Source organism: Thalassoglobus polymorphus (assembly GCF_007744255.1).
GTDB lineage: Bacteria > Planctomycetota > Planctomycetia > Planctomycetales > Planctomycetaceae > Thalassoglobus > Thalassoglobus polymorphus.
The window spans coordinates 5,874,738-5,896,834 of record NZ_CP036267.1 but is presented as its reverse complement, the minus strand read 5'-3'; the positions used below and the strand labels follow the sequence as shown (position 1 = coordinate 5,896,834).

Below are 22,097 nucleotides of genomic sequence, written 5' to 3'. Positions count from 1 at the left end.
CGGACTTGTGAGAACTTATCGCTGGACAAGTGAAGCATAGGAGACGCTCTGAGGCTGGTCTGATTCAGTCAGATCGCAGCAAAAAGCTTGAGACGAGCAGGCTCGCAACCGCGATGGCGGCTGTCTCAATACGTAAAACGTGCGGAGAAACTGAGAGAGGCTGTCCGCCCCACTCGCGAAGTTGGTCGATTTCCGCCTCCGTCAAACCTCCCTCTGGACCGATGACAACGACGACTCCATTTTCGTCACTATTTTTGTCATTCAATGAAGTCACAATGTCTTCCCGGGGAACATCTCCATAGTACAACTGGTCATTTCCAGAGAGAGACTCTGGCAAATGCTGCAAGTCGATCGGTGCTGCGATCTCCATGAACTGGTCTCGCCCCGATTGTTTACAGGCAGCGATCATTGTCTGATGCAGCTTCTCCAGTTTTGTCCCTCCGGGGAGAACAACCGAGCGTTCCGTCCGCAGCGGGATGAAATGAGCGACACCAATTTCAGTCGCTTTTTCGATCAACCAACGAAAGCGATCTCCTTTCGGAGGTGCGACTGCCAAAGTCACCCGAGGCAACTTTTTTACGCAGGGTTGTGGGGCATTCAATAGCTCAAGATCGGCATCACGCTTCCCAACCCGAATCAACTTCGCCGTCGCCTGCTGGCCTCGACCGTCGAAAAGTTCAACGAGATCATCAACTTTCTTGCGGAGCACTTTGGAAAGATGGTGTGCTTCCGAGCCTGTCAAGTTGACGACACCCTTGGCTGCCACGTCTCTCCAGTCTCCATCAAAATAAAAGCGGTCAGCCATAGAACATTTCCAACGTTTCTCTTGTCAGCGAAGTACGTTTTCACAAGTCCATACGCTGATGCCACGAGACAGCACTGTTAAGACATATTTTGGATTTGCTCTAGAATAAAACAGTTTCGGAAAGAGCTCAAAGGAGATAAAACTGCGAGATGAGCTTCAGAGATGAACCTGCCTGGCATGAGAGCAGATTCAGGTTTCTCGTGAAGAATTTGTATTCAACCTCTCCGTAGTGACTCAACCTGGCACTTTGACTTCGCTTATTCTTCATCAGAATTATCGCTTCCTGAATCATCGGTTCCGGTCGAGTCATCACTTGCAGATTCATCGCCAACAGGTTCTTCACTCTCAGGCTGCTTGACGAGCGGGGGAGGGAACTTGCCTGTTTTCAGGTCTGCAATTCGATTCACGATCAGATCAGCTGGTAGAACGTACGTAGATGTCCGACCTGCACGGGCAATGTTGATTCCGACTGTCTTGCCTGCGAGAGTCACAACCGGGCCGCCACACTCTTCGGGTCGAAGCACGGTATCGTGCTGATAGACCGCTTCGAAGTCATCACGGCGAAAACTGAGCGGTCCTCCCATCTGTTCCTGAAATGCAATCCTGGAGAGAAAGCCTCCAAAGGGATGAGTCAATGTTGCTGAAATCGAAAGAGGTTTTTCTTCTCGAATAATCCGCAACAAAATCGTGTCGCCCGGGCGATATGTGGCAATCGTTTCGACCAAATGTCGCCGTCCGAGAATCTCGGTCTCACCGACTTTCTCGATGAAATCTCCGGGGATCAGCCCCGCATTCTCTGCTCCACTGTTCGGAAAGACCTGCTCGACAATCGCCTCCTCCACCATCTCCAACTGAATCCCTAACACCCCACGTGCTTCGGACTTAGGGATTTCCCGTCGAGAGACACTCATCACGCCACCCCCCACAGGGAGTTCCCGGGAATCTGTGGTGATCAACCACTCTCCGACTTTCGGTTCCTCCGTTTGCCAGTCCACCGGCTCCAGATCTTTGGCATCAATTTTCAATAATGCGAGATCAAGATCGATGTCAAAGCCGACATATTCGAACGGGATTCGACGTCCGTCTGAGAGCTCGCACAGCGTTGCTTTTTGAATCTGACTCGCCTTCGTCGCGATCCAACCGTCAGATTCAACGATCGCTCCGAGTGCGACCTCTTCCTCTTCGGAGTAGAGTGTCACGACACGTTCACGCTGATCCTTCACCGCTTGAGCGAACGCTTTCCGCATTTGCTGTCCTTGCAGCCAAAACGGTCGACGCAACTGCTCGGCCTGGCCTTCCGCTGAGGCAGAGGGGACGACGCACACCAGCAGCAAGAGCAAGAAAGAAAGCCCAACGAGCGAGGCGCGGCGGAATGGAATCAGTTGTTTCATGAGTCACCACACTAAAGAGTGAAGACGTATCAATCAAAAACCAGAATGATCTTTGCTGAGAGCCCAGTCAAGAGAGCATCGTCAAGAGATCAGCTGAATTGCTTGGCTGAACAGGTTGGTCATCGCTAAACTTCATTTCTCCACAGTGTGCACAGTGCACAAATGGCGTGAACAAATGGCTCATTGTGGAGAATTGAGTGAATTATACGCGTCTTTCCTGCATCCCGGCAAAAAAACATGAGCGTTTACCTCGGAATTGACATTGGTACCAGTGGGACAAAAACTCTCGCTGTCCGTGAGGATGGAGAGATTCTCGCCTCAGCGACTGTCGAATACCCACTCTACAGCCCGCAGCCGGGATGGTCTGAGCAAGACCCGGAAGACTGGTGGAAGGGCTCAGTGGAATCAGTACAACTCGTGCTGAAACGAGGAAACATCGCCCCCGAGGAGGTCAAAGGGATCGGGCTGAGCGGGCAGATGCACGGTTCAGTCTTTCTCGACAAAGAAGGAAAAGTGATCCGTCGTGCCCTCTTATGGAACGACCAGCGGACCGCTCGCGAATGTGCTGAAATTGAAGAACGTGCTGGCGGGCGAGAAGCTCTGATCAAGCTGGTTGCGAATCCGGCTCTGACGGGATTCACAGCCCCCAAAATCTTGTGGTTACGCAATCACGAACCTCAACACTATGAGCAAGTCCAACAGATCCTGCTCCCGAAAGATTACGTCCGCTACCGCCTCACCGGTGAGTTTGCCTCTGAGGTGAGCGACGCTTCCGGAACGCTTCTCCTTGATGTTAAAGCCAGACAATGGTCCAGCGAACTCCTGTCAAAGCTGGAGATCGATTCTGCACTTCTCCCAAAAGTTTATGAGTCCGAAGAAGTCAGTGGAACGTTAACGTCGACAGCCGCCACAAAGCTTGGGCTTCCCGCAGGCGTCCCGGTCGTTGGAGGTGGCGGAGATCAGGCAGCCAGTGCCATCGGCAACGGAATCGTCAGTCGAGGTGCTGTCTCCGCAACAATGGGGACCAGCGGTGTTGTCTTCGCTCATAGTGACGAAGTCCAAATCGACGCGGGTGGTCGCATTCACACCTTCTGCCATGCAGTCCGCGACAAATGGCACGTAATGGGTTGCGTCCTTTCAGCGGGCGGCAGCTTCCAATGGTATCGTAATCAGTTCGGACAGCCAGAAGTTGCAGTTGCTCGCGACATGGGAGTTGACCCATACGAACTCCTCACCACTCAAGCTGCTCAAGCTCCCGCTGGCTCGGAAGGACTCTTCTTCCTCCCTTACCTCACGGGTGAACGAACGCCACATGCCGATCCCAATGCACGCGGAGCCTGGGTCGGGATGAGCCTGCGTCATGGAAAGTCACACCTTGGACGTTCGGTCATGGAGGGAGCGACGTTCGCCATGCGGGACTGCCTTGAGTTGATTCGCGAAATGCAGATTCCCGTTGAAGAAATCCGGGTGTCAGGAGGCGGATCGCGGAGCCAGTTCTGGAAGCAACTCCAGGCTGATGTTTATGGACAAGAGGTCGTCACCATCAACGCTGAAGAAGGCCCCGCTTACGGAGCTGCACTTCTGGCGACCGCTGGAACCGGAGCCTACAACGATGTTGTTGAAGCCTGCCAGGCCACAATTCGAGTCGTCACGCAAACAAAACCTTGCGAGACCGCCAAAGCGACATACAATCAGGCCTATCCAATTTATCAAAAACTGTATCAGTCTCTGAAATCGGACTACCTGACGATTGCAGAGTTTGTGCAGGGAACATCCCAGAACTGACCCTGAAGCTTGAATTTGCTCCCTCAAACGTTGAGAAAACAGCGATCCCAGAGGTTTTCGGACTGATTCTAATAAATGGCAAAACGGTCGAATCATTATGATGTTGCGTTTGAGAACTTTTTGCGTCTCATGCGTAGACCGTACGTCGCTGTCGACGAGTCAAAACGGGCGCTCTATCAGGACTCATCACTGAAGTCCATGGATTTTGTCGTCTACTCGCAATCCTCCACGAACCTGCTCGTTGATGTGAAAGGACGCCGATTTCCCCAGAAATCAGGCTTCTGGGAAAACTGGACCATGCAGGACGACATCCACAGCCTGCTCGAGTGGGAGCAAGTCTTTGGTGAGAACTTTCGCAGCATGCTCGTCTTTGCCTACGAAGTGTTCACGCCCCGAGAAATGGAGTACCATGACATCACATGGGAGTTCCGGCAGCGACGATATGCATTTTACGGAGTCTGGACCCAGGACTACGCTGCTGCCATGAAAACCCGCTCCCACAGCTGGCAAACGGTCAACTTGGGAGCCCACGATTACCGAAAGCTTCGGCATCCAATACTTTCGGTCTTGTAAACCTTCGGTGCTCTTTGAAGAGTCTCTGAGAGAGGCCCGAGCAACACGAATTCGTGTTGATTCGACCTTTCGCCAAGGCTGAAAACTAATCCAGAACAACCTGTCAAACAACCATGTCTCGACACACAAAAACCATGCTGGCTCTTTCTACAATCTTCTTCGTGATGATTGCGAGCCAGTCCCTGTTTGCACAAGCTCCCGCTCCTGTTGTTGCTCCCGTACAAACTTCCCCGGGCGGCGGATTCATCGTACGTCCCTTATGGGTCGAAATTGCCATCACGGTCGCGATGATCGGACTCGCACTCTTCGCAGTGGGTCGCAGCAGTAATCGCAGCTAGAGCATTTTTCGAATGAGTGTTCGCGTCCTGCTCGTCACGAGGCAGAATGCAAAGGTCAATTTCAAATTTTCGGATCAGTTCTCAAAAATTCTCGTGAATTCTCACCTTCATACTTCTGTGGTGAATTCCTTCCCTGAAAGTCTTCACCCACTGACATGCCTCACGTACCTGAAAACAAGACTCGCTCCCATCGCAAGGCGGACGTGAATCGTGTTCGGATCGCCGTCACCGGGATCGGACTGGTCACCCCACTCGGAACAGAAACCGAGTCAACTTGGGATGCACTTCAGCGGGGGGATTCCGCAGCCCGCTTCCTCACAGAAGAAGAAATCGAATCGAGACAGATTCCATCGCGGGTGCGAGGTTATGGGGCTCGTGTCGAACTCAAGAATCCCGGACTGCACGACTCCAGAAGTACGACATTTGCCCTCATGGCTGCCAGGCAAGCGATTGCACAGGCTCAGCTTTCTCCTGAGTTTCAACGGTCAGCTGGATGCGTTTTCGGAACAAGTAAAACAGACTTGCGAGCGACCGACGAACTCTTCGCGAAACTGCATGAGGACAGGGCGAGTCAGGCAGAACCGGACCTCAGCGCTCTCTTCCCCAGCAGCCCCTCGACTGCTGTCGCGAACGAGTTTCAGCTGCAAGGTCCGGCGAGTTGCCCCGTCGCCGCTTGTGCAACGGGCATGGTCAGTCTCATCCGAGCCGCTGAACTGATTCGACACGGTGATGCATCGACCGTAATCACTGGCAGCACCGATTGTTCATTACATGCCGGGCTTTTAGCCTCGTACAGACGGCTGGGAGTTCTGGCGAAACCGGAAGACGACCCCGCGCAGGCATGCCGGCCGTTTGACCAGCACCGAGGTGGCTTTGTGGTAGGCGAAGGAGCCGCTGCACTCGTGCTCGAAGACTGGGATCAGGCGAATGAGCGGGGAGCCGCACCACTGGCGGAATGGGTTGACGGCCTGATTGGCTGTGATCCGACAGGATTGACAGCTGTGGACTCCACCGGTGAGACTCTGGCGCAACTGATCCAAAAACTCCTGGACAAGAATCAGGTCCATCCCCGGCAGGTCTCGACCATTTGCTACCACGGGACAGCGACCCGCATGAACGACCTCACCGAAGCACGAGCAATCCAACTCGTCTTCGGAGACAGACCTTCTGGATTCGGAATCAAGGGGGCCATCGGTCATCTCATGGGAGCAGCCGGAGCGGTCGAAGCAGCGACCAGCGTTTGTGCCATCAAGGACCAGATCATCCCACCCACGGCAAACCACCATCACCACGATCCGGAATGCCCGAATCGAGTCACCGGCAGACATGCAGTTCGTCAGCCAATCGAATATCTTCTCAAAACATCACTCGGATTCGGCGGACATTTGGCAGTCGGACTGCTAAAACGAGTCACAAATTGATGGAGCACGACTTCGAGCATTTCAAGGCTTGTCATGCCCGTGAAGGTCAGTTTCATGACTCCACAGGCTGTTCACTACCATGCAGATCACGAACACCGATATTGAATCTGCTATCGAGAAGTTTTGAAAATGTATGTGAACTGCCTCGTGGAGGTGGGCGATTCATCCCACGAGAAACACGATAGTGTTAGCCTGACTCTTGAAGTGACATTTGAAGTGGCTGGCGAAAACTGAAAGCAAAAACGTGAAATACGACACTCTTATTATCGGAGCCGGAATGTCCGGGTTGGCAGCCGGGATTCGCTTGGCCTATTACGAAAAATCGGTCTGCATTCTCGAGCGCCACACGACGATCGGAGGGCTCAACTCGTTCTATCGTTTGCGTGGTCGTAATTATGATGTCGGTCTGCATGCGGTCACAAACTACGCTGACCCCGGTACGCGTAAAGGTCCACTTGCGAAGTTACTCAAGCAGTTGCGTCTCCGCTGGGACGATTTTGACCTCTCTCCACAAAACGGCTCATCAGTCGTCTTTCCTGGCCATCGAATTACCTTCGACAACAATTACGAACAGTTCCTCGATGCTGTCTGTGATGAGTTTCCTTCGCAGGCCGATGGATTTCGCCAACTCGTACAGCGGATCGAAGAGTTCAACGAACTCGATCTCGACCAAAAACCGATTTCCGCTCGCAAGGTCTTAAGTGAAACTCTCAGTGATCCGCTGCTCATCGACATGCTGTTCTGTCCGCTGATGTTTTACGGGTCTGCCTTGCCGCATGATATGGATTTCAACCAGTTCGTAATCATGTTCAAAAGTATTTTCCGAGAAGGTTTCGGTCGCCCATATGATGGAGTCCGGCAAATCCTGAAAACGCTGACACGGCACTTCAAATCACTCGGCGGTGAATTGAAACTCCGACAAGGTGTTCGGGAAATCGTCGTTGAAAACGGAAAAGCTGTCGGAGTTATCACCGATGACGGAACACACATTGAAGCTGAGAATGTCCTCTCCTCTGCCGGTGTCGCGGAAACGTATGAGCTCTGTGGAAACGAAATTCCCACCGCAGACATTCAACATGGCGAGGTCTCTTTCAACGAAGCCATTTTTGTTCTCGACAAGCAACCCAAAGACCTGGGACACGAAGAAACAATCGTCTTTTACAACAACGAAGAGAAATTTCACTACGAACCTCCACAAGATCCTTGTGACGTCCGCAGCGGAATTATCTGTTCGCCAAACAATTTTCGATACGCCAATGACGAGCAACTCGAAGATGGATTCATCCGCATCACCGCTCTGGCGAACCCGGACTACTGGATGAATCTGCCCGACGAAGAGTACTACAAAGCAAAAGAATTCTGGACCGCCAAGATGGTCGAATCAGCTCAGCAGCATATCCCCGAATTCAAAGACCACATCGTCGATGTTGACGTCTTCACCCCCCGCACCATCAAGAAGTTCACCGGTCATCTCAAAGGGGCGGTCTACGGCGCTCCAGTCAAAGTCCTTGACGGCACCACCCCCATCGAACACCTGTATCTGTGCGGAACCGACCAGGGCTTCCTCGGCATCATCGGCTCAATGCTCTCGGGAATCACAATGGCAAACAACCACCTGCTCCGCTGACTCCCTGCCTCATTGGAAGAAGTCCGTACTACAAAACCTGCATCAGATTTTGTATTCAGTGACAGAAATCTCTTGATGGCTTAAGATGAGAGCACCTTTTTTTAGAGCAGTTTGCTCTACCATATGCCCGTGATGAACGCGTTTCACCAGTGGAATTGCTGTTCGCCACGAGGCAGAACGCGAATGCCAATTCGAAAAATGCTATCGCCTTATCCAGGAGCTCATCATGCCGATTCATCTGGGGTCGCAGTCACGACGCCTCTTTCTGAAAAACGTTTCTGCAGCGAGTGCTGCGGCAGTGATGTCGACAACCCTTCGCGCTGACGAGAAGGCGACGAACATTGACGATCGTTTCTTTGCTCTCCTTTCAGACACTCACATCTCGCAAAGTCCGGACGGGACAGCTCGCGGGATCAACATGACAGACAATCTGAAAGCTGTCGTCGCGCAGATTGGTCAACTCCCCAAGCGTCCTGCCAACCTCATGATCAACGGTGATTGTGCCTTATCGAAAGGGCTCCCGGCTGAGTATCAAAACTTCGCGGATTGCGTGAAACCTCTGGATGACATGGGCGTTCATCTTCATCTCACCATGGGAAATCATGACGACCGTGAGACGCTCTACGAACACATGGCAAAGAGTCGCCCAGCAGAAAATCCGGTTCCTGTGAAGCACGTTGGCGTTTTGGAAGGCCAGTTCGCGAACTGGTTTCTCATCGACACCTTGATTCGACCCGGACACGTTGCGGGTGAAGTCGGGTTTGAGCAACTGCAATGGTTGACGAAACAGCTTGACGCCCGCCCCGACAAGCCCGCAATTGTGATGGGACACCACAATCCCCAGTTTACAAAACCAGCAAAAGGTGGACGCTGGACTGGACTGTGGGACACCGATGCCCTCATCGAAATCTTACAAGCTCGTCCAAACGTCCGCGCTCTCTTTTACGGCCACAGCCATCAGTGGAACAGACAAAAGGTCGGCAACCTGCAACTCGTGAACTTGCCAGCCGTTTCGTATGTCTTCTCGGAAGGGGTGGCGAATGGTTGGGTTTCAGCTCACCTGGACGAGAAGTCCATGAAGCTGCAGCTTCACACCATGGATCCCGCTCACCGTCAAAACAACGAACAATTTGAATTCGCGTTGACGTAATCGGCAGTTCGCACGAACGGTTCCCTTTTCAGCACAAGGATCGCTGGGCCTCTCTTGAGAGACCCAGCGATTTGGCTGCGAAAGACTACATGTTAATTTCGAACCCTTTGCGAGCTTCTCGCGACAGGAAGGAATTCGCTTGCTCGTCGCCAACGATTTGTCGTTTGGCGGCATCCCATTTGAGTTCCCGGCCTAATCGCATGGCGATGTTCGACAAGTGACAGATCTCCAGCATGCGGTTGTGTGACCAGACATCGGAGATTGGCTGCTTGCGGGAATTCATCCCTTCGATGAAGTTCGCGGTGTGGTTCTTGCTGATTTTGCCACCGTAGACCTCTTCAATCGCACCTTCAGGAAGTGGATTGTCTTTGAGGTCTTCAACTGGTTTCCCGACGATTTTGCCGCGGTTCACAAAGAAGCGGCCTTCTGTCCCTTCGAAGAGAATCCCATTGTCCCCCTCGCTGGTGATGATCATTTCGACGTCGTTGGGCATGTCGACACGAATCTTGAAGCTTGTCGCTGCGTTGTATTGGTCATCAGCAACAGGGTGACCATCTTTGTACTCGACAGGCAATGAGTACTCGACGGGTGTCACTTTGCTGGGACCGGTGTCGCTGGCGCCGAGGGCCCAGCTTGCGATATCAACATGATGAGCACCCCAGTCGGTCAGCTTTCCGCCGGAGTATTCGTGCCAGTTTCGGAATGAGTAATGGCAGTTACTGTAAAGCGGAACGCCGCCACCGTAGCCTTCACGAAGTTTAGGGAGTGCCCGGTAATCGACTTTCGGAGCCGGTCCCAGCCAGAAATCCCAATCGAGCCCCTCGGGGACGCTGGTTTTCGGAATGACAGGAGATGCCACCATCCCGTTAATTCCACACGTCACTTTTTTCACGGTTCCAATTCGTCCAGCCCGAATCAGAGCAATCGCCTGCAAGAACCGCTGACCCGATTCGGATCGCTGCATTGTTCCGACCTGAAAAACTCGTCCAGTTTCCTTAACGACCTTCTCGATCAACTTTCCTTCGTCGATCGTCAGTGTCAGCGGTTTCTCGCAGTAAACATCTTTTCCTGCGTACATCGCTTCGACTGCGATTTTGGTATGCCAGTGATCCGGTGTCGCGATCATCACAGCGTCAATATCTTTGCGGTCGAGAACTTTTCGATAGTCCTTGTAAGCGTCCGGCTTCTTGCCTTGTTTCTTTTCGACTCGCTCAACATTCACACCTAAAACGTTTGAGTCGACATCTGCCAGAGCAGCGAAATCCGCAAACTGGAACGATTTATTGGTGATCGACCAACCTTGATTCCGCAGGCCGATCGTCGCAAACACCGGCCGGTCATTGGCAGCTTGGTAACCGAAGGCCCGTTGAGACCCAGGAAGCAGCAAGCTGGCGACTCCTGTCGCTGCCACTCCCTGAAGAAACTGGCGACGTGACGTTTGTTGAAAACCTGACATGTCAAAATCCTCGTATAAACTGTTGATGCCTGAAGGCTGATAGTCAAAACATATCTCGGGATTGTTCCAACATAAGTTTAGAACCAGTCCGGAAACTTGTAAAATGGTCAGTTTCCTCGGTCTTTGAGAGATAAACTTCAGGTTTCAGGATCTGTTCTAATCAATCACCGATTCGACAGCGAGCGGAGAAGGTTTTCCGCGATGCTTTACCAGCCACAGGGCGATATCCCCGGTTCACAGCAAGTTGTGCGAAAAAGCGACTTTACTCGTAATTTTACAGGTAAAACCTGTTCGACAGACGCAAAGGCATGCTGAGACAACCAGTCATAAGAAGAGTCGTGGCTACGCCAAGAGTTCCGCTATCGGTTCGACTTCGGGTTCAGCGAGGCGGATGGGACGCCCGATGGCGGACATGTTTTGGTTGGTGTGATCAATCCCCATTGCCCCCATCACGGTGGCGATCAATTGATTGACAGCGACCGGGTTCTCAACGACTTCCATACCTGCGTCGTTGGTTGCGCCATAAACTTGTCCTCCCTGAATTCCACCACCGGCGAGAACCGTACTCCAGGCGTTCGGGAAATGGTCTCGACCGGTTTGCGGGTTGATGTTCGGAGTCCGTCCGAATTCGCCCATCCAGACAATCGTCGTCGACTCCAACAGTCCACGATCCTGAAGATCTTTCATCAGCATCGCCCAAGCGGGGTCGAGCGTTTCACACAAAGCCTGAACAGCAGAGAAATTGTCCTGGTGCGTATCCCAGCCGATTTGGTTTTCTCCGTTCGGTCCCCCCAGTGCAACTTCGACAAAAGGGACGCCACGTTCTACGAGTCGGCGTGCCAGCAGGCATCCTTGACCAAAGCGATTCTTCCCGTAAGCATCGCGGATTTCAGGAGCTTCCTCACTGAGATCAAAGGCAGACATCGCACTGGAGTTCATCATCTGCACAGCTTGGTCGTACGCTGTGAGATGGCTTTCCGTTGGCAAACCGGGACGGTCTTTAACGAATTGATTTTCGACAAATTTCAGCAGTTCCATTCGCGACTTCGCTTGCGATTCCGTGACCGTCTCACGGAGTCGAACGTTGCTCACTTCCAGTGGCGCTCCATATTCCGGAGCATCGTCTCCACCGGGACCGGGATTGTTTCCACCAACAAGTAGCGGAGACCTCTGAGGGCCTAAGAATCCAGAACCGAAAGCTGCCGGGTTGAGAAAATTGTTGGAGAGAATGCTGACATAGTTGGGGATGCCAGCACGGTTGTACTTGAACTCATTCCCTAACAGAGCCCCGAGTGTGGGATATTGAATCGTCCCGGCTGGCAGATAGCCCGTTCGCAAATGGTAGGAGGCCCGACCGTGATCGCCCTCTTTGGTTTTCATTGAACGGATAATCGCCAGATGCTCTGCCATTTGAGCGACCTGCGGCAAGTGCTCACCAATCTGAATTCCAGGAACAGAGGTCTGAATCGCCTTGAATTCGCCACCATTTTCATGGTCTGGCTTCGGATCGAAGGTGTCCACCTGACTTGGCCCACCCGGCATCCAGAGCAAAATGCAGGACTTGGGCGATTTCGCTTCCCGTTGATTCGCCAACAACGGAAACCATCCCGACAGGGATGTGGCGGAAAATCCGGCTGCCATGAGCCTTAAGAAATCGCGGCGTTGTTGAGTCAGCATGAGTTTGCCAGCTGTTCGAGCAAGGAAATTCGATCGAGACGCAACACCCAGAAAACCAAGGTGTCACATGAGAGACTCTTCTACAAGGATACGAATTCCCAGCAATTGGTGCGAAATCTATTTTCAAATTTCTACAAAACAGAGCATCTTCGATGATTCCAGAGCCTGTGAAGATCCCTGCGAGGACCATTGAGACGGCTTCATACAGGGCCCTCACGAAGCAGGTCGAGACCAGAAATTGATCCGATCTCCTGTTGAGAGTCACAAAGCCACTTTTCCAAGACACCAGCGACGGCTAATGAAACGGCCCACACAGTTTGAGATTGTGCACTTGTGCGGTTAGCATACAGCGGCAGCAAGCTGGCATCTGTATTTTGTCAGCATTTTGAAACGGATTGCGTGCTCAGCAAGAGCTCGCTTGCTCACCGGGCGGGACTGCCCATCGTCCACTTTTGCCTCCGAAATGAGCACATCCGGAACAGGATCTTACTCTTTACTTGCCACCGAGCAAAACATTCCAACCATTATTACATAGGTCGATTTATTATGGGAGAAGCTTCAATGAAACGAGGAACCACTTGCGTCCACGGTGGACAAGAACCAGATCCAGCAACAAATTCTCGGGCTGTTCCAATCTACCAGACGACATCATTTGTCTTTAACGATGCCGACCATGCCGGACGTCTGTTTGGCTTGCAGGAATTTGGAAACATTTACTCCCGGATCATGAATCCGACCTGCGATGTTCTGGAGAAACGTCTGGCGATGCTCGAAGGGGGTTCCGGAGCATTGGCGCTTGCCAGCGGACAAGCTGCAGAGTCACTGGCCATCATGAACATCGCTCAAGCGGGACAAAACGTCGTCTCGTCATCGAGCCTGTATGGGGGAACCTATAACCTGTTCAACTACACGTTCCCTAAGTTCGGGATCAAATCGACCTTCGTCGACCATACGGAACCGGAGAACTTCAAAAACGCGATTGATGAAAACACTCGCTGTTTGTATCTCGAATCGATCGGAAATCCTGGCTGCGATATTCCTGATTTCGAAGCGATTGCCGAAATCGCTCACGAAGCTGGGATTCCGCTGATTGTCGACAACACACTCGCCTCACCTGTTCTGTTTCGTCCATTTGAACATGGAGCCGATGTTGTTGTGGCTTCCTGTACAAAGTACATCGGCGGTCACGGAACTTCGATTGGTGGAATCGTGGTCGAGAAGGGCGATTTCCCTTGGGACAACGGAAAGTTCCCTGAACTGACTGAGCCAGATCCTTCCTATCATGGTTTGAAATTCCACGAGACTTTCGGCCCGATGAATCTTTCGTACATTCTCAAACTGCGAACACAACTCCTTCGCGACCTCGGTCCAGCGATGAGCCCGTTCAACGCATTCTCATTCCTGCAAGGCTTAGAAACACTGCACTTGCGAATGCCGAAGCATTGCGAGAACGCACAAGCTGTTGCAGAGTTCCTCGATTCACACCCGAAGGTTTCGTGGGTCAAATACGCCGGACTGGAATCACATCCATCACATGCAGCGATGAAAAAATACATGCCCGATGGTTGCGGTGCGATCTTCGGATTTGGAATTACCGGAGCGAATGCCGATGAGCAAATCGCCAATGGCGTGAAGCTGATCAACAAACTCGAACTCTTCTCACACCTGGCAAATGTTGGCGACAGCAAGTCACTGATCATTCATCCAGCGAGCACGACGCACCAGCAACTCAGTCCCGAGGAGCAGATGAGTGCGGGAGCGAGTCCGGACCTGGTCCGCCTGTCGATCGGAACCGAAGACAAGGAAGACATCATCGCCGACCTCAAGCAGGCACTGGATAGCATTTAACAGTTCCTGAATGAGCTGAATGAGACTGAGTGCGAAAAAATCGCATTCACAACAACATCGCTGACTCACCATGAGGCAGATCGCGTCAACGATTTCGGGAAATTGTCTTCGATAATTCCCTGAAAGATCAGGCGTGTACTGCCTCGTGTCGAGCAGCAATATTTAGAACTGATCCTGAAACCTGAACTTGTGCTCTCAAACACTGAGAAAAGTCATCATTTTATAAGTTTCCGGACTGGTTCTACTGATGAAACGCGTACTTCCCGAGCACAAAGACCATTGAACATGTTCCGAGGATTCTAGAGCAGTTTGCTCTATCGTGTGCCCGTAAAGAACGCATTTCTCTTGTAAAAATGCTGTTCGTCACCAGGCAGATCCTGTCAACCAATTCGAAAGATGCTCAAGCATGAACCTTCTTCGCTCACTTGTTCTAGTTGCGATCATCTCTCTCTTCTCTATTTGCTCGGAGAGTGTTGGCGAAGAAATTGTCATCAAACCGACGAGTCAGATTGTTGACCTCACGTACCCTTTGAATGCCGACAATGCTTACTGGCCGGGAGAGCAGTATAAACCGTTCGAACTCCGCACAATCGCGACGCTGGAGAAGGATGGTGTGCTCTCCAAAGCGTTCAGTATGCCGGAACATCTTGGTACACATATCGACGCACCAAATCACTTCGAGCCGAACCAACCAAGTGTCGATCAATTGACGCTGAAACAACTCGCTGGACCCGGAGTCGTAATTGACCTCTCCATGAAGGCCGAAGTCGACGCCGACGCAATGCTGACTGTCGATGAGATCAAAGAATGGGAAGCCGAGCATGGCCGCATCCCTGATGGTGCGATCATCTTTTTGAATACCGGGTGGGGACGATTCTGGGGAAATCCGATCCGCTATCAAAATCGCGATGCACGCTCTCAACTCCACTTTCCATCCTTCTCCGGTCCGGCAGCGGACTTTTTGATTCAAAAGCGAAAAGCGATTGGAATCGGCGTCGACAACCTCAGTATCGACCGTGGTATTTCCAAGGACTTTGAAGTTCATCATATCGTGAACAAGGCGGGAAAGTTCGGATTGGAGAACGTCGCTCACCTGGACAAGCTGCCTCCCAAGGGCTTCAGCGTCATTGTAGCTCCCATCAAAATCCAGAGCGGTACCGGCGGCCCCGCCCGGATCTGGGCGATTCTGAATGAATAACGATTCGTTAATGTTTCAGTTTTCCCGATCATTTCACCTGGTTGGAATCACTGATTCCTTGAAGATCTCAAGCCGAACTTTGCCCCGATTCGATGTGTCGACCTCTGATCTCTGAGTCTCTAAAATAACCAGTCGCTCAAAGAATCTACGAGTTCAAGAGCAGCTTTGAAAAGATGTATGTGAACGATCTCGTGGACATGAGTGATTCATCATATGAAGAGCACTCTTTACGGTCGCGACACGCATTGAAAACGCGCTTGTCAAATTACACTCACACCTCAACCTTAGTCCCTCGACCAAAAAATGCCCCGATACGAACCGAAACAGATCGAGCCGAAGTGGCAGCAGTTCTGGGATGCAAACCAGACGTTTACCACGTCCAACGAGCCGCGCGAAGACGCCAGCGGAAAATCTTACATCCTTGATATGTTTCCGTATCCGTCTGGGTCAGGGCTCCATGTCGGGCATCCCGAGGGGTACACAGCGACCGATATTATTGCACGTTATCACCGGATGCGCGGGAAACATGTGCTGCACCCGATGGGTTGGGATGCCTTCGGATTGCCAGCGGAGCAACACGCGATCAACACCGGCACGCACCCTCGCGTGACAACGTACCAAAACATCGACAACTTTCGGCGTCAGCTCAAAATGCTCGGTTTCAGTTATGACTGGACTCGAGAAATTTCGACGACCGATGAAGACTACTATCGCTGGACACAGTGGATTTTCCTCCAACTTTATAACACCTGGTACGACGCCGATTACGAATGGACCGACGCCAACGGTAAGAAACGAATCGGCAAAGGGCGTCCGATTTCCGAACTCCCCATTCCAGAAAATGTCGTCGAAACCCACCTGGCTCCCAGCGATCCGCCGGGCGACGTTGCCATTGCAACCCGCCGTTATCAAGACGCACATCGACTTGCGTATCAAAGCGACGCTCCCGTCAACTGGTGCCCGGAACTCGGGACCGTTCTCGCTAATGAAGAAGTGACAGCGGAAGGACTCAGCGACCGTGGTGGCTTCCCTGTGGAACGCCGTTCGTTGCGGCAATGGATGTTGCGCATCACATCGTACGCAGAACGTCTTTTGACCGAACTTGAAGATGTCGACTGGCCCGAATCTGTAAAAATCCTGCAGCGGAACTGGATCGGAAAAAGCATCGGTGCTGAAGTCGATTTCTTTGTTGACGCAGAAAACAACGCGACGCAATTCGCAGAATGGAAAGCTGATCGCGCCGCGAATGGCTTGCCTGCTTCGCCAGAACCAAACGTGCTCCGTGTCTACACGACTCGTCCCGACACCTTGTTCGGTGCGACTTACATGGTCGTCGCGCCTGAGCATGATATCGTCGATTCCATTACGACAGACGAACAGAAAGCTGAAGTCGAAGAATACCGACACAAGGCGGCTCTCAAGAGTGACCTCGACCGGACCGACCTGGCAAAAGGAAAGTCGGGCGTTTTCACCGGGGCGTACGCCGTCAACCCGGTCAACGAAGAACGTATCCCGATCTGGATCGCGGATTACGTTCTCATCAGCTACGGAACCGGTGCCATCATGGCGGTTCCGGCCCATGATGAACGGGATCTCGAATTCGCACAAACGTTTGACATCAACGTGATCGAAGTTGTTGATTCTGGAAGTGACGATGTCGACAACATCGGCTTCACTGGCAACGGAACAGCCATCAACTCCGGAAAATATACTGGAACTCCGACCGCTGAGTTCAAGAAGCAGATCGCTTCCGAGTTAAACGAATCTGGACTTGGAAAAGCTGCCACCAATTACCGCTTGCGTGACTGGCTCTTTTCACGCCAACGGTACTGGGGCGAACCGTTCCCGATCTGGCATGAACTCGATGATGAAGGAAAACCAACCGGTCATGTTCGCCCCGTTGCAGAGGACGAACTTCCGGTCACACTTCCGAACATGGAAGACTTCAAACCGAAGGGGACTCCCGATCCGCCGCTCAGCTGGGCTCCTGATGAGTGGCTTTATCAAACCGCTGAAGATGGAACACGCTTAATGCGAGAAACTAACAGCATGCCGCAATGGGCGGGGAGTTGCTGGTACTACTTGCGATTCGCGGACAACAAAAACAGCGACAAGTTCATCAACCCTGATATGGAGAAGTACTGGCTCCCCGTCGATCTCTACATCGGCGGAGCTGAACACGCGGTGTTGCACCTGCTCTACTCTCGATTCTGGCACAAAGTCCTCTTCGACTGTGGTCACGTTTCGACGGAAGAACCGTTTCAGAAGTTGATCAACCAGGGAATGATCCTCGGCGAGAACAACGAGAAAATGTCCAAGTCTCGCGGCAATGTCGTCAACCCGGATGATGTTGTTCGGGAATACGGAGCGGACTCGTTGCGTCTCTACGAAATGTTCATGGGACCGCTCGATCAAGTGAAACCGTGGAGCACAAAAGGCGTCGAAGGAGTCCATCGATTTTTAGGTCGGGCGTGGCGTTTGATCGTTGATGATCAGGCTGAAGAGATCGCTCTCTGCTCAGCTGTGCAAGACGCATCGATGAACGAGGAGCAAGAGCGAGTTCTTCATAAGACGATCAAGGGTGTGACTGATGACATCGAGAAGTTCAGCTTCAACACCGCCATTAGTAAGATGATGGAGTTCACGAACTTCTTCACCGGACAAGAGGTTCGATCGAAGTCGGCGATGGAATCATTCGTCTTGTTACTTGCTCCGTTCGCTCCACACGTCGCTGAGGAGTTGTGGCAAGTACTCGGACACAACGAGTCACTCACTTACGCCCCCTGGCCAAGCTACGACGACTCAAAAATCGTCGAAGCTGAGATCGAAATCCCTGTGCAGGTGAACGGCAAGATGCGAGCGAAGATCAAAATCCCGGTTGATGCCGATCAAGCGACGATGCAATCACTCGCAGAAAACAACGACGCCATAAAGCCACAACTCGAAGGCAAAACCATCGTGAAAGTCATCTGCGTTCCAAAACGCATGGTCAACTTTGTCGTGAAGGGGTAGTCGGCGATTCTCAGCGGAATTGAGGAATAGTGAGTCAGCACACTGAAAAACCTTGATGTGATTTGCAGAGTCGATCCAGTCGAAAGAACGTCTCAGCCATGTTGCTGTGAACGCCAAAACTCGTTGCCGGAAAGGCATCTGCAATCACATCTGTGCGACTCTATTCCTTAACTTCGATCAACTGCACTGCATCGGCGTGTGCGTTACCGCCAGCGTCTTTTGTCGCGACGGTGATGCTGATTGCCTCACCCGCTTTCAAGGTGACCTGTCCAAGGGAAATGAAGTCGTTCTCCAATGGGGCTGGCTGCTGCATGTTGACCCGATGAGTGGTTGACTTTCCGTTGGCTGTCAGCGTCAGAGGAACTCTGCTTCCCCGGTTTTCGTGTGGAAGATAAGCAACCCGGACATCATAAGTTCCAGACTTTTTCACCTCGGGAGAAAAGGTCACCGTGGAATCTCCATTAGGGCTGGCGTAGATGTAACCGTATCCAACGTACCCTTTGAGCCCCTGTCCTTCGGTCCATTTCCCGGTCTTTTTGGCTTCGCGGTCATCGACAATGATCCCAGGCAGCTTGGCTGGATCAAGACCGGACGGCGGGCCACCAGGACCAGCCAGTGGAAGAGAATCCGCAGGGATCGTGAATTCTGCATCGATGTTTGCACGGTATGCTTTCCCCGGCAGTTTCAGTAAATCATCCATTTCAGGCCAGTAACGCTCGTAAACATCTCTTGGGAAACAGTTTCGAGCAACGCAGACGGAAGCCGCTTTGCCGACAACTTCACCCATCATCCCGCAGGTTTTCATGACGCGAACTGTCCCGAGTGCTTCGTGAGTCACACTGATGCACCGGCCTGCCATAAACAGATTGTCGATGTTGCGTGAATAGAAACAGCGATATGGGACTGGATACCCGAACGAGCGATCCACACCGGTTCCGTGGACGGCGACAGAGATGAATGGGTTGTCCGGGTACTTCTTCGCATATTGTTTCTTCGGATAGTGCAAATCGATCGACCAGGTACTCGGGACACAGCCATCTTTGAATTCACGTTTGGCGACGATATCTTCTTCCGTCAAAATCACGTCGCCCATCAAACGTCGTGACTCTCTCGGCCCGCCGATGTATGCAATCCAGGTCAGGTAAGCTGTCTCGTGTTTGCTGGCTCCGTCACGGTTTTTCATCGCATTGAATGCTCCGTAGACGGCACGCAGATTCCAATCCCGAATCCCTTCGGCATCACCGATGGCGTCTTTATCGAATCCACTTTCCCAGAACCATTGCCCGTGATGATCGCGAGGGTAAGGGAAGTCCTTCATTTCCAAATCGAGAGCCCAAGGCGTTTCTGGAAACTCGACCTTCTGTTCACCTTCACCCCAGGCCCACATGTTGCTCATCCCCATGCGGCCACCTTCATTCATCTCCCAATCTGCTTTGGCGAGATACCCAATTGTTCCATGCCCGGTCGCATCACAAAAGAGTGTGCCTTCAAACTTCGTGTGCTCGCTGGTACGGGTGTCGAAAGAATACACAGCGGTAATGTGAGCCCCTGTGGTATCGACCTGATAAGCATGATTGTTCAGGAACAGGTCGATGTTCTTCTCAGCCCGGACGATCGCTTCCTTCTTGGCATCTTCAAACTCTTCGAATGTTCCCGGGGACTTCTTTGCACTGTCGGAGAACTCTTCAACAATTTCCCCAATGCGCGGATACTTTCCGCGCCGAATGTTACCCATCGCCCAGACTCGAACTTCGCTCGAACCGTTTCCACCGAGGACAGGACGATTTTGAATCAATGCAACTTTGCAGCCAGCACGGGCAGCTGAGATCGCTGCCCCCATTCCCGAATATCCTCCACCGACCACAACCAGATCGTAACCCGATTTCAGCGTCGGTTTCTCGGAGAGTCCGAGCAAATCACGCCGCCACCCGGGAAGAATCGCTCCCTCATTAGGCGGTGGATTGTCTCCTTGAGTGAAGTAAATGGCATCGCAGCGACCATCGAAACCTGTCAAATCATGCAGACTGATTGTGTTTTGACCCGCTTTCAACTCGACGGTTCCGCCATCCTGCCAGAACCATTCAGCACTCTCGGTTCCAAAGGTCGCTTCGAGTGGTTTGTCATTCACCAAGACTTGAAAACGACCGGGAGTCCCTTTGGCGTCCCAGCGAGCCACCCAATCTTTGGTTCGTACAAAAACGCGGTATGTTCCCGCATCAGCAACATCAATGGATGTCGAGGCATCTTCAACCGGACGCCCTAATCCATGGGCCAGTAAATATGGCGACCCCATTTCGGTGATGAACTGAGTGTCTAGCTTCCAGCGTCCATGATTCTCGAAGCTTTCCGCTTCAACAAGGATGTCTGCTGCTGAACCGCAAACGGTGAACGAACAACAAACGATGAGAACGAAAGAAAATCTCTTCGACATGAATTGCCTCGCGGGGTAGTGATGGAGAACCGAATAGTATAACGAATCTCCGAGCGAGGTCTCAAACATGGAGAGTTCTCTATGAACAGAAGCGGATTGCTTGGGGCAATCGCTCACTTTTCAGAGACTCTAAGCGAGAGCCTCGACCTGCGAAAATCTCCGGCTGCGGTTGTTTGATTCAGCAACGTTGCGGTATCGCTCGCCTCCAGGTCCGGAATTTTGATGTCAACACCCTGAAGTGTGCTGATTTGCTCAGCAGACGTCACGAGCGAACCGTGTGCTTTCTTCAACTCCTCCTCTGTCGGAAGTGTCGTCGAAAGTGACATCTTCCAGACGTCCAAAGTTGCTTGATAGAGAGATTCTTCTAATCCAGAGCGGTCTGCCTTCAGTCCAAGTTCTGAGACTTTATCGCCAAACAATTCGTTTTGCTCTTTAGAATAATTACCCCAAAGCTGAGGTCCGAACTTGTCTTGCTGAATGTCGAGAGTCCGATCAAAACTTTTGGCGAGCCGATCAAGCAATCGAGATTCTTCCGTTCCCAGAATCGGAGCAAACAGGTTGGTTGTGACAGCGAGAACGGCTACGAGCGCCGTGACCAGAACAGCTGCACTACCGAAAATCGTTTTCGGACGGCGTTTCATTCGATCAAGCGAGGTCTCACCAGAAATTTCGCGAATCTTGGCTTCAGCGTTTTCGACAATTGGCATCACCTGCTCAACCAACATCTCCTCAAGGATCACTCGCAGGTCAGAAGAGGGTTCAGCGATGAATGTTTGTCCAGTTTCCGGAACTTCTTTTTCAAGAGCAAAAAAGGCTCCGATCATCTCTGAACCGAAGTAACGTTCCTGACTCAGGTCCAAGACGAGGTTTTGAATTGACGGCAATCGCAGCAACTCGCGAGTTCGAGCCAGTTCTGCGTGGAAAATTTTCCGGTCGATCCCGAGTAGCGTCCGGGATGGCGTAACGACAAGCGTATTCCCACGTATCTCGCAGAGAAGAATGCTGTGCTGAGAGACTCGAGGGTCGATTTTTGAACGAATTTTCATGCCACAATGCCCGCAGTGTAAAGTGTTGCAATTTTGCGAATCACTTCATCTACGTCGATAATGCAAAGATCTTGGGCAGAAATCAATTCTTGTTTTGAATTTTGTTCGATGACTCGACCTGCCCGGAATTGCGAATCGTCGTTTACGTAGGGGGTGTCCCCACATATAATCACTGATTGATGCAGTCCTCAATTGACATGGAAAAATATTGAGACCGTCATCCGGGCAGGTTTTGTGAAATCGACTTCCGAAACCACTGGCAATCACCGCTCCAGGCAGGGAAACTGAATGTTTCAGATGTACTGTTTATCGAGAAGAATTCTCTTGTGGAGCCTCAAC

At 52.0% G+C, this 22,097-nt stretch carries 15 protein-coding genes; 9 read left to right on the top strand and 6 right to left on the bottom strand.

Translation table 11 applies throughout. The annotated features are described in order from the left end of the window. Positions 1 to 64: 64 nt before the first annotated feature. Together Mal48_RS21355 and Mal48_RS21350 are read right to left on the bottom strand one after the other, a co-directional pair. The gene (locus Mal48_RS21355) at positions 65 to 805 is read right to left on the bottom strand and encodes an RsmE family RNA methyltransferase (RefSeq protein WP_145204640.1); all 741 of its coding nucleotides are present in this window, start codon (positions 803 to 805) and stop codon (positions 65 to 67) included. Positions 806 to 1,062: 257 nt separating this feature from the next. Then, complete coding sequence (locus Mal48_RS21350; protein WP_145204636.1) at positions 1,063 to 2,196, bottom strand: S1C family serine protease; 1,134 nt, start codon at positions 2,194 to 2,196, stop codon at positions 1,063 to 1,065. A gap of 237 nt (positions 2,197 to 2,433) precedes the next feature. Here Mal48_RS21350 and xylB point away from each other — a divergent pair, with 237 nt between their 5' ends. The 6 genes from xylB to Mal48_RS21320 all read left to right on the top strand — a co-directional run bounded on the left by xylB (position 2,434) and on the right by Mal48_RS21320 (position 9,090). Next, a complete protein-coding gene (xylB, locus tag Mal48_RS21345) occupies positions 2,434 to 3,981 on the top strand; it encodes a xylulokinase (RefSeq protein WP_145204633.1) in 1,548 nt (515 codons plus the stop codon). Between the two features lie 75 nt (positions 3,982 to 4,056). Beyond that, the gene (locus tag Mal48_RS21340; protein ID WP_145204630.1) at positions 4,057 to 4,554 is read left to right on the top strand and encodes an HYExAFE family protein; all 498 of its coding nucleotides are present in this window, start codon (positions 4,057 to 4,059) and stop codon (positions 4,552 to 4,554) included. 113 nt (positions 4,555 to 4,667) lie between these two features. Next, the gene (locus Mal48_RS21335; RefSeq protein ID WP_145204626.1) at positions 4,668 to 4,892 is read left to right on the top strand and encodes a hypothetical protein; all 225 of its coding nucleotides are present in this window, start codon (positions 4,668 to 4,670) and stop codon (positions 4,890 to 4,892) included. 155 nt (positions 4,893 to 5,047) lie between these two features. Further along, on the top strand, positions 5,048 to 6,313 hold the full coding sequence (locus tag Mal48_RS21330) for a beta-ketoacyl-[acyl-carrier-protein] synthase family protein (RefSeq protein ID WP_145204623.1): 1,266 nt from the start codon (positions 5,048 to 5,050) through the stop codon (positions 6,311 to 6,313). Between the two features lie 244 nt (positions 6,314 to 6,557). After that, a complete protein-coding gene (locus Mal48_RS21325) occupies positions 6,558 to 7,940 on the top strand; it encodes a phytoene desaturase family protein (protein ID WP_145204621.1) in 1,383 nt (460 codons plus the stop codon). A 226-nt stretch (positions 7,941 to 8,166) separates the two neighbouring features. Then, entirely contained in the window at positions 8,167 to 9,090 is a 924-nt protein-coding gene (locus tag Mal48_RS21320; RefSeq protein WP_145204618.1) for a metallophosphoesterase family protein, read from the top strand. 85 nt (positions 9,091 to 9,175) lie between these two features. Here Mal48_RS21320 and Mal48_RS21315 read toward each other — a convergent pair whose 3' ends face one another. Further along, positions 9,176 to 10,546 (bottom strand): Gfo/Idh/MocA family protein, encoded by a 1,371-nt coding sequence (locus Mal48_RS21315; RefSeq protein WP_145204615.1) that lies wholly within the window; start codon positions 10,544 to 10,546, stop codon positions 9,176 to 9,178. Between the two features lie 342 nt (positions 10,547 to 10,888). Further along, positions 10,889 to 12,223 carry a DUF1501 domain-containing protein gene (locus Mal48_RS21310; RefSeq protein ID WP_145204612.1) on the bottom strand — a complete coding sequence of 445 codons (1,335 nt, stop codon included), beginning with the start codon at positions 12,221 to 12,223 and terminating at the stop codon, positions 10,889 to 10,891. A 546-nt stretch (positions 12,224 to 12,769) separates the two neighbouring features. Between Mal48_RS21310 and Mal48_RS21305 the strand changes: the two genes are divergently transcribed. From Mal48_RS21305 to leuS, 3 genes are all read left to right on the top strand, one after another. Next, positions 12,770 to 14,071, top strand: a complete 1,302-nt coding sequence (locus Mal48_RS21305) for an O-acetylhomoserine aminocarboxypropyltransferase/cysteine synthase family protein (RefSeq protein WP_145204609.1) — start codon at positions 12,770 to 12,772, stop codon at positions 14,069 to 14,071. 406 nt (positions 14,072 to 14,477) lie between these two features. After that, positions 14,478 to 15,269, top strand: coding sequence for a cyclase family protein (locus tag Mal48_RS21300; protein ID WP_145204606.1), 792 nt, complete (start codon positions 14,478 to 14,480; stop codon positions 15,267 to 15,269). 303 nt (positions 15,270 to 15,572) lie between these two features. Further along, positions 15,573 to 18,281: a leucine--tRNA ligase gene (gene leuS / locus Mal48_RS21295; protein WP_145204603.1), complete on the top strand. Its 2,709-nt coding sequence runs from the start codon at positions 15,573 to 15,575 to the stop codon at positions 18,279 to 18,281. A 160-nt stretch (positions 18,282 to 18,441) separates the two neighbouring features. Here the strand turns inward: leuS and Mal48_RS23785 are convergent, their stop codons facing one another. Further along, positions 18,442 to 20,712 carry an FAD-dependent oxidoreductase gene (locus Mal48_RS23785; protein ID WP_197441889.1) on the bottom strand — a complete coding sequence of 757 codons (2,271 nt, stop codon included), beginning with the start codon at positions 20,710 to 20,712 and terminating at the stop codon, positions 18,442 to 18,444. A gap of 113 nt (positions 20,713 to 20,825) precedes the next feature. Then, positions 20,826 to 21,758: a hypothetical protein gene (locus Mal48_RS21285; protein ID WP_145204598.1), complete on the bottom strand. Its 933-nt coding sequence runs from the start codon at positions 21,756 to 21,758 to the stop codon at positions 20,826 to 20,828. Positions 21,759 to 22,097: the final 339 nt, after the last annotated feature.